This is a genomic window from Arsenophonus apicola, from assembly GCF_020268605.1.
GTDB classification, from domain to species: Bacteria; Pseudomonadota; Gammaproteobacteria; order Enterobacterales; family Enterobacteriaceae; genus Arsenophonus; species Arsenophonus apicola.
Genome location: NZ_CP084222.1, coordinates 901,590 through 914,915, shown reverse-complemented (window position 1 = coordinate 914,915; position 13,326 = coordinate 901,590). Strand labels below are relative to the sequence as shown.

Here is a 13,326-nt window from a genome sequence, read left to right as displayed (position 1 = left end):
TACAACTTTTCTAATTAATTTTCGCTACACTAAAAAAACCCACAATATGTGGGCATTAATAAGCGAGTATTTATTTAATGTATTTGTGGAACATTCATCGGATTAATAATTGTATCCGGTGAGGTTGATAATGTTTTGCCTAAGCTATTATTTAAACGGATCAGATCGCTTTCATTTAACGTCCCACGAGCATACTGGATTTTCAGATCGTTAATCAGATAGTCATAACGTGCATTAGCTAGATTCTGTTTTGCCTGAAAAAGGGTTGTTGTTGCGTTCAACACGTCCACGATTGTTCGCGTGCCGACTTGATAGCCTGCTTCCATCGCATCTAACGAACTTTGTGCTGAAATGACTAATTGTTGGTAAGCCTTGATGCTACTAATAGAAGATATAACATTATTGTAGGAAGAGCGTACTATTTGAATAACATTGCGATAAGTACTTTCGAGCTGTTCGCTGGCACTAATATAACCATACTGTGCTTGTTCAACGCGTGAGTTAGTTTTGCCACCGGTATATAACGGCACACTTAACGTTAGTCCGACGCTATTTTGGCCAGTATAGCTAGTATCATTTCGGTTCCATAGATGATTAGCACTACCGTGATAATGAGTGTTGTTAACGCCCGTTGATGCTTCTAATCCAAGGGTAGGTAAATGTCCTGACTGTTCATAGCGAATATTTTCTCGCGCCAAATCTTGTGACAAACGCGCGCTGAGTAAACTTAAGTTGCGCGTTTCAGCATCTTTTAATAGTTTTTCTACTCGAGCAGGTGTTTGCGTGCGGAAGTGATCAATATTTAAAACGGCTAATTGGCTGTAATAGATGCCGCTAACTTGGCGTAATTTTTCCAACGCATTTTCTAATTGATTACGGCTCGATACTTCCTGCGCCAATACGCTGTCATAATTAGCACGGGCGTTTTGTACATCAGTAATAGCCACTAATCCTACGTTAAAACGTTGGGTTGTTTGATCTAACTGGCGATAAACGGCTTTTTTCTGGGCTTCAATATAGTCTAATAAGTCAATCGCGCGTAACACGTCAAAATAAGCTGTGGCAGTATCAAGAATTAATTTTTGTTGATTAGTTTGATAAGTAACATCAGCAATACCGGCGGTTTTTTCTTGTATGTCTAACTGTTGCCATTTTGACATATCAAAGATGGTTTGGGTGAGTTTAATATTGGCGCCAAGTTGGTTGTTTTCTGTGTCTCGGTTATCACGATAACCGCTGTTATAGGTGAAATTTGCACCTAAACCTAATTGCGGCAGTAAAGGGCTTCGAGCTTCATTAATTTTTTCAAATGCTTGGTCGCGTTCTGCTAGTGATTTACGTAAATCTGGATTACTTTCTTTTGCTTTCTGATAGACTTGCAATAAATTTTCAGCTTGCCCTGTGGCACTTAGTCCCATTAGGCTAATGGTGATAAAAAGAGAGATAAATTTTTTCATTCTTATTCCTTGATTATGCAATTTATTATGCAATTTTTTGCTTTAGTTATCTCAGAAAAACATTAATACCGCTAATTTTAGCAGAATATGTCATTATTCCATGGTAGCTGTTTGTGCCATCTAGCATGTTAAATCTGGTCGATGTTACATTATTTATAAGTTAATTTCCTTAAAAAACGTTATATAAGTCTCACTTTTTTGTCAGTTAATGCATATAAATTCAGAGAGTTTTTATGAGTGATAAAAAAAATTTACCCTTCAAGTTTAGCCAAAATGATGTGGAAATTACGGCTAAGTTCGATCTTTATAGTGGTTTTTTTCGTTTTGTAGAATACCGTTTTCGACATAAGTTGTTTAACGGGGGTTGGAGCAAGGAAATTCGACGTGAAGTTTTAGAACGGGGCAATGCGGGCGTTATTTTACCTTATGATCCTTGTCTTGATAAGGTCGTGTTAGTTGAACAAGTACGGCTCCCGGCGATTGAAACTAGCAAAACACCGTGGCTATTAGAAACTATTGCTGGCATGGTAGAACAAAATGAAAACTTAGAACAGCTAGTTCGTCGTGAAGCTAAAGAAGAAGCGGGTATTACCATTTTGCGTTGTCACTATGCACTAAGTTATCTTACTAGCCCAGGCGGCACCACTGAGCGTATTTATGTACATATCGGTGAAATTGATGCATTAGCAATCAAACCCGGCACCATACATGGATTGAACAGCGAAAATGAAGATATTCGTGTCCATGTTGTTAGTCGCGAACAAGCTTATCAATGGGTGGAATTAGGGGTAATTGATAATGCGGCTACTGTAATCGCAATACAGTGGTTACAATTAAATCATCTTAGATTGAAAAACAATTGGTTGAATAACTTAAAATAACTACTTATTCATAGATATAAAAAAGAAGTGTGTATCAGCCAACAGTTATTGATAAAGTATTAATGTTAAAATAACGTATAAAGTAGGTAGAAACTAAGGAAATTGCTTGGATAGTCTGTTTAAATTAACAACAAAGCAAAAAAATTTAGTGAGGATCTTACAAATTACTGATACTCACCTTTTTGCTAATGTTGATGATACTCTACTTGGCGTCAATACTTTTGCTAGTTTTCATGCAGTGATTGATGCAATTTTAGCGCGCAATGAAAATGTTGATCTGGTTGTCGCTACCGGTGATTTGGCTCAAGATCAATCCGCCCAAGCCTATCAGCATTTTGCAGAAGGGATCAAACGGTTGGCTGCTCCTTGTGTTTGGTTGCCAGGCAATCATGATTATCAACCGGCAATGGTAGCTACTTTAGCGAAAGCAGGAATTTTACCCTCTAAACAGGTGCTAATTAATGATAATAGGCAAATCCTTATGTTGGACAGCCAAATTCAGGGTGCGGTACATGGGAAATTGTCCAATCAACAATTGTTATGGATGAAAAGCTGTTTTGATGCCTACAATGAGCGTAGTCATTTACTGATGTTACATCATCATCCTTTACCATCTTAACCTCCAAAGGGTACTCCCACCGACATAAGGTGGGAGGGGAATTTGGTCGGGCTTGAAAAGCCCGAAGAATGATCAGCCACGCTGATTTTGAATGTATTGCTTAACAACTTCCAGCGGTGCTCCCCCGCACGAACCTGCAAAGTATGATCGAGACCACAACACTGGCTTGCCGTAAGCCCCACGCAAGTCTAGAAACTCATTACGCAGACGACGAGACGTTACCGCTTTCAGCGAGTTTACTAGTACTGACAACTGCACTGTGGGCGGGTACTCGATCAGCATATGAACGTGATCGGACTCTCCGTTACTTTCCTTTAAATCAGCCCCAAAGTCGCGACACACTTCACCTGCATACTGATGAAATGCTTTGTAGTGCAAGCCACTGAGTACTTTCTTTCGGTACTTAGTCACAAAGACAAGGTGAACATGTAAAAGAAACGCTGCATGTCTTGAACGGTTGATTTTATATTTTTGCATTGAAATTAACCGGATATACGGTAAGATAGTGAGATAATTTACTACACACTGAGTAATAATGCTAATTCTAAAAGCCTACAAATTCAGACTCGAACCAACCGAAAAACAGTCGCAACGTTTGCGGCAGTTGTGCGGATGCGCTCGTTTTATCTGGAATTACGGGCTAGCAGAGACGCAACGCATTATTGAATCCGGCGGTAAACTACCGTCAGCGTTTGAACTAAATCGGATGCTCACAGAATGGAAAAAAAGCCGGAACATTCCTTTTGCAAGAAGCCTACACGGATAATCTTCAGCAGAAACTCAAAGATCTGCACGGGGCATGGAAACGCTGCTTTGATAAAAAACTGGCAGCAAAAGCTCCTGTATTTAAAAGGAAAAATGACGGGCGTGATTCAGTTCGTTTTGTTAATTTTGATAAATATTGTCAGCTCGATAATGGCAGAGTGAGATTACCGTCAGGTTTGGTATGGGTAAAGTTCCGGCAGTCGCAAAAGCTGTACGGTAAGATTAAAAACGCAACCGTTAGCCAACATGCGGGACACTGGTATATATCGTTTCAGGTCGAACTGGAAATGGACATTCAGCCTCATTCGTCAGCAACAATGATTGGTTTGGATGCAGGTGTAACCAGACTCGCCACGCTGTCAGACGGCACAGTGTTTGAACCTGTAAACAGTTTTAAAACCAACCAAAAAAAGCTGGCGAAATTCCAGCGTCAGTTAAGCTGTAAAGTTAAATTCAGCAATAACTGGAAAAACAGAAGCGAAAAATCCAACGTCTCCACTCGCATATAACCAATATCCGCAAAGACTACCTTCACAAAGTCACCAGTGAAATCAGCAAAAACCACGCGATGATCGTCATTGAGGACTTAAAGGTCAGTAACATGTCGAAATCGGCAAAAGGTACACAAGAGCAGCACGGACGGAATGTCAGGGCAAAATCAGGACTTAACCGTTCGATACTGGATCAGGGTTGGTATGAAATGCGCCGTCAGCTTGAGTACAAGCAGCTATGGCGCGGTGGTCAGGTATTAGCTGTGCCTCCGGCATATACAAGTCAACGGTGTGCATGTTGTGGTCATACAGCGAAAGAAAATCGTCAATCACAAAGTAGATTCGAGTGCCTTGAGTGCGGGTATACAGAGAACGCAGATATCAACGGAGCTCGTAACATTTTAGCGGCAGGACATGCCGTGTTAGCCTGTGAAGTGAACGGTGCAGTAATGCCGTCAGCAGCAGGAACCAGGCTTCTGAGCGATCAGATAGTCTCCGACTAACAGGAATCCCCTCCTGAGTCACGAAGTGTGAAGGTGGGGAGGATGTCAACAGGTTGTACCTGGCTTGATCAACATTGCTTGCGTAATTCTCATATTGTGGCTGACTATTTAAAGCAATATCCGCAAATTAAAGCAATTTTATGTGGGCATATTCATCAAGAAATAGATGAATATTGGCAAGGGATCCGCATGATGGCAACACCATCAACTTGTATCCAATTTAAACCTCATTGTACTAATTTTACATTAGATATTCTGGCACCGGGATGGCGTTATCTTGATCTTTCTATCAATGATGACGGTGAAAATGTGTTGGATACCCAAGTTTTCAGATTGGCTAGTGATAAATACCGTCCAGATTTCGATTCAGGCGGTTATTAATGTCAACATTAATTTATATTCATGGTTTTAATAGTTCCCCTCTATCACAGAAGGCAAATAGCTTAAAAACTTGGTTAAGCGGGCAACACCCAGAAGTTAATATGCTGATACCCCAGCTTCCTTGTTATCCGGCAGAAACGATTGAGTTACTACAGAATCTCGTAACGGCCCATGCGGGAGAGCCGATTGGCGTGATAGGTTCTTCCTTGGGTGGTTATTTTGCTATTTGGTTATCGCAAAAATTTAGTTTACCCGCAGTTATTGTCAATCCAGCAGTACGCCCCTTTGATTTGTTTCAACAGTATTTAGGTGAGCAAGTCAATCCTTACACAAAGGAATGCTACATTTTGCAACCCCATCATTTAAATGAACTGCAAGAGATACAAATTAAGACATTAACGGCACCTGATCTGATTTGGTTATTACAACAAACTGGTGATGAAATATTGGACTATCGTCAAGCTGTTACCTATCTTATGGAGTGTAAGCAAACAATTGAGTCAGGAGGTAACCATGCTTTTGTTGGATTTGACTACTATTTTCCACAAATTATGCGTTTTTTAGCTTTGGCAAAGACAAAATAAGTAAAAAATTATTCAAAATAGCTGAATCACTGTTATTATCATCAGTATCTCAGCATTTATTTGCCTAATTAATCGTCAATTACCGCAGAAAATAATATGACTCAATCTAATTATAATGCAGAGGCAATCGAGGTCCTCAGTGGTTTAGAACCTGTACGTCGTCGCCCGGGCATGTACACCGATACCTCTCGACCAAATCATCTGGCGCAGGAAGTTATTGATAACAGTGTCGATGAGGCGCTTGCCGGTTATGCCAAACGTATCGATGTCATCTTGTATGAAGATCAGTCGCTGGAAGTGATTGATGATGGCCGAGGTATGCCCGTTGATATCCACCCGGAAAAGAAAGTGCCAGCTGTAGAGCTGATTTTGGGGCATTTACATGCTGGGGGAAAATTTTCTAATAAAAATTATCAATTCTCTGGCGGGCTACATGGTGTTGGTATTTCCGTAGTGAATGCGTTATCAAAACGTATTGAAGTAACTGTCAGTCGTGATAGCCAAATATACCGAATAGCTTTTGAAAATGGCGAAAAAGTTCAGGAACTCGAGGTAATTGGTAGTTGTGCTAAACGGACAACCGGGACTGGTGTGCGTTTTTGGCCCGATAGCCATTTTTTTGACAACCCACGATTTTCTATTTCACGTTTAGTACACATATTAAAAGCCAAGGCTGTGCTATGCCCTGGTGTTGAAATCATCTTTAAGGATAAAATAAATAATACTGAGCAGACATGGCGTTATAACGATGGCTTAACCGACTATCTAATGGAGGCAGTGAACGGTTTAGTTACTTTACCGGAAAAAGCGTTTGTTGGTAATTTCGCTGGCCAATTAGAAATGGTCGATTGGGCATTGCTCTGGTTACCAGAGGGTGGGGAACTATTAACCGAGAGTTATGTTAACCTTATTCCAACGGCACAAGGTGGTACCCATGTTAATGGATTACGTCAAGGTTTGCTGGATGCGATGAGGGAGTTTTGTGAATACCGTAATTTACTTCCCCGCGGTGTGAAATTAACGGGTGATGATATTTGGGAACGCTGTGCTTATGTTCTATCAGTTAAAATGCAAGATCCTCAATTTGCCGGCCAGACTAAAGAACGTCTTTCTTCTCGCCAGAGCGCTGCGTTTGTTTCCGGTGTGGTAAAAGATGCTTTTAGTTTGTGGTTAAACCAAAATGTTCAAGAAGCTGAGCAATTAGCGGAGCTCACCATATCTAGTGCGCAAAGGCGTCTACGCGCAGCGAAAAAAGTTGTGCGCAAAAAACTGACCAGCGGGCCTGCGTTACCCGGTAAGCTAGCCGATTGTACATCTCAAGATCTTAATTTCACTGAACTATTTTTAGTTGAGGGCGATTCAGCCGGTGGATCGGCTAAGCAGGCTCGTGATCGTGAATATCAGGCGATTATGCCGTTAAGAGGCAAGATACTGAATACCTGGGAAGTTTCTTCCGATGAAGTTTTAGCTTCACAGGAAGTTCATGATATCTCAGTGGCTATTGGTATCGATCCAGACAGCAATGATCTTAGCCAGCTCCGTTACGGTAAGATTTGTGTTCTGGCCGATGCAGATTCGGATGGATTGCATATTGCAACATTACTCTGCGCGCTTTTTGTTCGCCACTTTCCCGCTTTAGTAAAAGCAGGCCATATTTATATTGCTATGCCACCTTTATATCGTATTGATCTAGGTAAAGAAGTCTATTATGCCCTCGATGAAGGTGAAAAGGCTGCTGTTCTCGATCGGCTAAGTTATAAGCGTGGCAAACCGAATGTCCAGCGCTTTAAAGGGTTAGGTGAGATGAATCCGACGCAATTACGTGAAACCACGCTTGATCCTAATACACGACGCTTAGTCCAACTCATTATTAATGATGATAATTATCAAGAAACACTAGCGATGATGGATATGCTACTGGCGAAAAAACGGGCAGAAGATCGTCGAAATTGGTTACAAGATAAAGGCGATGCGATAGAAATTGAAGTGTAATCGACACTGTTAATCAGAGACTGAGGAATTAAATGAATGAGTGAGATAACTCACGATGGTGTAGAGCAACAACCACTTTACACCTTTACCGAAAATGCCTATCTCAATTATTCCATGTACGTCATCATGGACAGAGCATTGCCATTTATTGGCGATGGGTTAAAACCTGTTCAACGCCGAATTGTTTATGCCATGTCTGAGCTTGGTTTGAGTAATGCGGCTAAATACAAAAAATCAGCACGTACAGTCGGTGATGTATTGGGGAAATATCATCCACATGGTGATAGTGCTTGTTATGAGGCTATGGTGTTGATGGCACAACCGTTTTCCTATCGTTATCCATTAGTTGATGGCCAGGGGAACTGGGGAGCACCCGATGATCCTAAGTCATTTGCTGCGATGCGCTACACTGAATCAAGATTGTCAAAATACGCGGAAACGCTACTTAGTGAATTAGGATTAGGAACAGTAGCCTGGACGCCTAACTTTGATGGAACATTAACTGAACCCAAAACCCTACCGGCAAGATTACCCAATATACTGTTAAATGGTACCACAGGGATTGCAGTTGGTATGGCGACCGATATTCCGCCACATAATGCTCGTGAAGTAGCAAGTGCATTAGTTGCTTTATTGGAAAATCCAAAAGCTGATCTTAATATGTTGATGAATTTTATTCCTGCTCCTGATTACCCAACAGAAGCAGAGATTATTTCATCAAAAGAAGATATTCAAAAAATTTACCAAACAGGCCGTGGTTCTATTCGGCTACGTGCCGTATGGGAAATGGATGATGGTAATGCTGTTATTACTGCACTGCCTCATCAGGTATCTGGTGCTAAAGTGTTAGAACAGATTGCTTCACAAATGCGCGCCAAAAAATTACCGATGGTAGAAGATTTACGCGATGAGTCAGATCATGAAAACCCGACACGTTTAGTGATTGTACCAAGAAGTAATCGGATTGATTTAGAACAAGTGATGACGCATTTATTTGCCACGACGGATCTAGAAAAAAGTTATCGGGTCAATTTGAATATGATTGGTTTGGATAATCGCCCAGCAGTTAAAGGACTGGTTGAAATTTTAAATGAATGGTTATTATTTCGACGAGAAACTGTGCGTAACCGCTTAAATCATCGTTTAGAAAAAGTATTAAAACGCTTACATATTCTTGACGGTTTATTAATAGCTTATCTGAATATAGATGAGGTTATCCATATTATCCGTAATGAAGATGAGCCTAAAGCCGTATTAGTGGCTCGTTTTGCTCTTTCAGAAACTCAGGCTGAATCTATCCTGGAATTGAAATTGCGTCATTTGGCTAAACTAGAGGAGTTTAAGTTACGTGGCGAGCAAGATGAATTAGCGAAAGAGCGTGATCAACTACAAGCTATTTTGGGTTCTGAACGTCGTTTAAACACCTTAATCAAGAAAGAAATTGAAACAGATGCACAGACCTATGGGGATGATCGTCGCTCACCGCTTAAGGAGCGTATTGAAGCAAAAGCCATGAATGAACATGATATTTTGCCTTCTGATCCGGTTACTATTGTCCTTTCTGTTATGGGATGGGTGAGAAGCGCAAAAGGTCATGATATTGATCCGACTAACCTTAATTATAAAGCGGGTGATGGTTTCCGTAGTGCAGCAAAAGGTAAAACTAATCAACCGGTCGTTTTTCTTGATAGCACAGGGCGAAGTTATTCATTAGATCCGCTTGATCTTCCTTCTGCACGAGGGCAGGGAGAACCTCTTACTGGCAAATTGGCATTACCACCTGGCGCAACGACTGAACATGTATTGACAGCGCCTGAAGAGCAAAAATATTTGTTGGCATCGGATGCGGGGTATGGGTTTATCTGTACCTTTAGTGATTTAGTAGCAAAAAATAAAGCAGGTAAGGCATTAATTACCTTACCGAATAATGCTAAGGTATTAGCACCATTAGAAGTTAACAATGAACAGCAAGATTTATTATTAGCAATTACTAAAGCAGGCCGAATGCTAATATTTCCTGTTAGCGATCTCCCACAGCTTTCTAAAGGAAAAGGTAATAAAATTATTAATATTTCTGCTGCTCAATCAGCCAGCGGAGAGGATCTGCTAGTTTGGTTAATATTTTTGCAGCCTCAGTCTTCAATTACACTCTATTTGGGTAAACGAAAAATGAAATTAAATCCAGAAGATTTGCAAAAATATCGTGCTGAACGAGGTCGTAAAGGTTCTCCATTACCTCGTGGATTACAGAGTATTGAGCGTATAGAAGTAACACCTGCTAGTAATAAATAATCTTCGATTGTTTTTATAGATGGGTGAAGTTACTTATTACTTGAGGTAAATATGTTAGCTATAGTTCGTATTATTATTGTGATCCTATTTACGATATTGGTTTGCGTGTTAGGATGTTTTTTTTGCTTATTTAGTCCAAGAAATCCAAGCCATGTTATGCGCTTTGGCCGGCTGTTTGGTAAATTATCTTATGTTTTTGGTATTACCATTATTAGTCGAGTGCCAGCTGAAGCCAAAGATTACGGTCCCAGTATCTATATAGGTAATCATCAAAATAACTATGATATGGTGACGATGTCAAATGCAGTACAGCCAAATACCGTTACTGTTGGGAAAAAAAACTTAGTCTTTATTCCTTTTTTTGGTCCGCTATATTGGTTGTCTGGTAATATTCTTATTGATAGGGCTAATCGAACTAAAGCGCACAATACCATTTCGCAGGTTGTTCAACAGATCAAAAAAAGAAAAATTTCTGTTTGGATGTTTCCTGAGGGAACCCGTAGTCGTGGTCGAGGTTTACTGCCATTTAAAACCGGTGCATTTTATGCAGCAATTGCAGCAGGTGTGCCAATAATACCGGTCTGTTTATCTGAAACAGAAGGGCGCATTAAACTAAATCGTTGGAATAATGGAGTAGTGATCGTCGAAATGCTACCGTCTATTGACACAACAAAGTATAATCGAGAAAACGTGCGTGAATTGGCAGATTATTGCCATGATTTATTTAAAGCTAAAATTGCAGAATTAAATAAAGAAGTAGCAGAAATAGAGCAAAAAATGAAATAAAATTTAAGTTCATTTTCAAGCAAATTAGTTTCTAAATGATCATATTTAACAATATATTAATATTTGGCGTTGTAGCAATCTATTGTCTTAATTGAATAGAGTTATCAAATAATTGGGATAACACAATTACTAGCAGATAGTAGGATAAGTATATTTCCTTTATGAACAATAAATGGCGCTAGCTTATTAATGATTTTGTGGAGAGGCTATGTCACTAAGTCGGCGTCGATTTCTTAAGCTATCAAGTATAGCAATGAGTGTTTCTATGCTTCCTACTGCGGTTAGAGCAGAAAAAAATGCAGGATACCCATTATTACCAATCCCGCCTCTATTAGAATCTCATTTGGGTCAACCGTTGTTTCTTACGTTGAAAAAATCTTATTGGTCTTTTGATGGTAGCCATCGTACTACGACTATTGGTTGCAATGGTTATTATTTAGGGCCAACCATTCGAGTAGAAACGGATAGTGATTTGAAATTGGTATATAGTAATCGACTCTCTGAAGAAGTTGCTATGACAGTCAGTGGGTTACAAGTTCCAGGTACTCAAATTGGTGGGGCAGCCAGATTAATGTCACCCAATGTTGATTGGTCGCCGGTACTGCCGATCCGTCAACCCGCTGCGACCTGTTGGTATCATGCGAATACACCTGGCAAGATGGCAAGACAAATTCATGATGGTTTGGTTGGTATGTGGATTGTGTCTGATAAGACCAGTAAGAATTTAAATATTCCTAATCATTACGGCGTGGATGATTTTCCTATTATTATGCAAGATAAACGGCTAGATAGTTTTGGAACACCACACTATAAAGCGACAGCGGAAGGTTTTTTAGGTGATACTTTATTAGTTAATGGTGTGCAGGAGCCGTATATTGAAGTCGCTCGCGGCTGGATCCGCTTACGGTTACTTAATGCATCAAATTCAAGACGCTACGTATTGGAAATCAGTGATAAGCGACCATTTTTTTTGATAGCGAGTGATCAAGGGTTACTACCTGCTCCGGTGAGTATCGATAAATTACCTATGGCGCCTGGCGAGCGTCGAGAAGTATTAATTGATATGTCCAAAACAGAGTTATTGACGATAACGGCTGGCAGAGCGGCAGGTATTATGGATCGGATTAAAGGACTTTTCGAACCATCAACTTTATTAAATTCGACCAAGGTTTTAACCATTTGTTCATCAGGGCTATTATCATTGGTAACCGATAATTTACCAAAAACACTGGTTAATGACACTAGCCAAATCACATCGACTATTCGTAATCGTGAAGTGACCCTTAGTAAACCTTTTGGCATTAATGGTATGATGCGGGATGTAAATCGTATTGACTTAATCACTCAGCAGGGAGCATGGGAACGCTGGATAGTAAAAGCGCATGAGCCTCAAGCATTTCATATTGAAGGTGTTCGTTTCAAAGTTATTAATCATAATGGTGTTGTACCTGGCCCAGAGGATTATGGCTGGAAAGATACAGTATGGATAAATGGCTACAGTGAATTATTAGTTAATATGCTACAACCGTCTTATGATCATTTTCCTTTTTTGTATTTTAGTCAAAATTTAGAGAAAGCGGATAAAGGCTCAACTGCACAGATGGTGATCAACCCATCAGCTTAATTTATTTCTATAATATAGAATATTTTTGCGGCTGATTAATAAAAAAGTAATTTGTATTATTTTATGTTTTTATTATTTTGATTGTTATTTATTATTTAAAATTATCTATATAATAGTAATTAATGATTTGATTGTTTTTATAAAAATGTAGATTTATTGAAGAGTGATTGGATTTTTTAAATGTAAAATCCAATTTTCTATTATGCCAATATGGTGACCTAATGAATATTAGTTTAATCGCAGCAATGGCGGCGGATCAGGTAATTGGTTTGGAAAATAACATGCCATGGGTGTTATCCGGTGATTTAGCCTGGTTTAAGCGTAATACGTTAAATAAGCCAGTTATAATGGGACGTATAACTTATGAAGCTATAGGTAAACCTTTACCTCAACGTTTGAATATTATTCTTAGTCAAACACATTCGAGTAATGATAAAGGCGTTGTTTGGGTTAACTCAGTTGACGAGGCACTAGCCGCAGCTGGGGAAGTAGAAGAAATAATGATTATAGGCGGGGGGAAAATTTATGAATTATTCTTACCTCTGGCAAATCGTCTTTATTTAACGCATGTAGATGCAGAAGTGATTGGTGATACCTATTTTCCTGTTTATGAACCTGATGAGTGGGATTCCGTATTTACTGAATACCATGAAGCAGATGAAAAAAATTCTCATAATTATTGTTTTGAGATATTAGAACGTCGCTCACAAAGCTAAGTGAGACTCCTAGTGGTAATAAAAAATCGAAGGCTAACACTTCGGTTTTTTATTATTAATTTGAATTAGGTGATGTTAAATATATAAATAAAAATTAAATTTGTATTATTAATTAAATAATTTAAGTCAAATAGTTATAAATAGGGGTTTATTTAAATAGGTTTATAATCATTATTTTAGTAATATTAAAACAAAATTAATTAGTTTATTAGTTATATTCTATTATCTGCTGTTT

At 39.3% G+C, this 13,326-nt stretch carries 9 protein-coding genes and 3 pseudogenes; 10 read left to right on the top strand and 2 right to left on the bottom strand.

Annotated elements, in window-relative coordinates; all coding sequences use genetic code 11:
- Positions 1-74: 74 nt before the first annotated feature.
- Positions 75-1,457 carry an outer membrane channel protein TolC gene (gene tolC / locus LDL57_RS03960; protein WP_225507095.1) on the bottom strand — a complete coding sequence of 461 codons (1,383 nt, stop codon included), beginning with the start codon at positions 1,455-1,457 and terminating at the stop codon, positions 75-77.
- A gap of 233 nt (positions 1,458-1,690) precedes the next feature.
- Here tolC and nudF point away from each other — a divergent pair, with 233 nt between their 5' ends.
- Complete coding sequence (gene nudF / locus LDL57_RS03955) at positions 1,691-2,338, top strand: ADP-ribose diphosphatase (RefSeq protein WP_180560127.1); 648 nt, start codon at positions 1,691-1,693, stop codon at positions 2,336-2,338.
- A gap of 106 nt (positions 2,339-2,444) precedes the next feature.
- Positions 2,445-2,954: pseudogene (cpdA, locus tag LDL57_RS03950) on the top strand (3',5'-cyclic-AMP phosphodiesterase); the annotation flags it as partial.
- 75 nt (positions 2,955-3,029) lie between these two features.
- On the opposite strand, the gene tnpA reads toward cpdA, so the two are convergent.
- Positions 3,030-3,434: an IS200/IS605 family transposase gene (tnpA, locus tag LDL57_RS03945; protein WP_225505529.1), complete on the bottom strand. Its 405-nt coding sequence runs from the start codon at positions 3,432-3,434 to the stop codon at positions 3,030-3,032.
- A 58-nt stretch (positions 3,435-3,492) separates the two neighbouring features.
- Between tnpA and LDL57_RS03940 the strand changes: the two are divergent.
- The 8 genes and pseudogenes from LDL57_RS03940 to folA form a co-directional block, all read left to right on the top strand.
- Positions 3,493-4,644: pseudogene (locus LDL57_RS03940) on the top strand (RNA-guided endonuclease InsQ/TnpB family protein); the annotation flags it as partial.
- A gap of 114 nt (positions 4,645-4,758) precedes the next feature.
- Positions 4,759-5,097: pseudogene (locus tag LDL57_RS03935) on the top strand (metallophosphoesterase family protein); the annotation flags it as partial.
- Complete coding sequence (yqiA, locus tag LDL57_RS03930) at positions 5,097-5,681, top strand: esterase YqiA (protein WP_180560129.1); 585 nt, start codon at positions 5,097-5,099, stop codon at positions 5,679-5,681. The pseudogene LDL57_RS03935 and the gene yqiA, both read left to right, overlap by 1 nt.
- 96 nt (positions 5,682-5,777) lie before the next feature.
- Entirely contained in the window at positions 5,778-7,673 is a 1,896-nt protein-coding gene (gene parE, locus LDL57_RS03925; protein ID WP_180560130.1) for a DNA topoisomerase IV subunit B, read from the top strand.
- A gap of 36 nt (positions 7,674-7,709) precedes the next feature.
- Entirely contained in the window at positions 7,710-9,965 is a 2,256-nt protein-coding gene (gene parC / locus LDL57_RS03920; RefSeq protein WP_225507093.1) for a DNA topoisomerase IV subunit A, read from the top strand.
- Positions 9,966-10,016: 51 nt separating this feature from the next.
- Positions 10,017-10,751: a 1-acylglycerol-3-phosphate O-acyltransferase gene (locus LDL57_RS03915; RefSeq protein ID WP_180560132.1), complete on the top strand. Its 735-nt coding sequence runs from the start codon at positions 10,017-10,019 to the stop codon at positions 10,749-10,751.
- Between the two features lie 208 nt (positions 10,752-10,959).
- Positions 10,960-12,375 carry a cell division protein FtsP gene (gene ftsP, locus LDL57_RS03910; RefSeq protein ID WP_225507091.1) on the top strand — a complete coding sequence of 472 codons (1,416 nt, stop codon included), beginning with the start codon at positions 10,960-10,962 and terminating at the stop codon, positions 12,373-12,375.
- A 221-nt stretch (positions 12,376-12,596) separates the two neighbouring features.
- The gene (gene folA / locus LDL57_RS03905; protein WP_180560134.1) at positions 12,597-13,091 is read left to right on the top strand and encodes a type 3 dihydrofolate reductase; all 495 of its coding nucleotides are present in this window, start codon (positions 12,597-12,599) and stop codon (positions 13,089-13,091) included.
- Positions 13,092-13,326 lie beyond the last annotated feature (235 nt).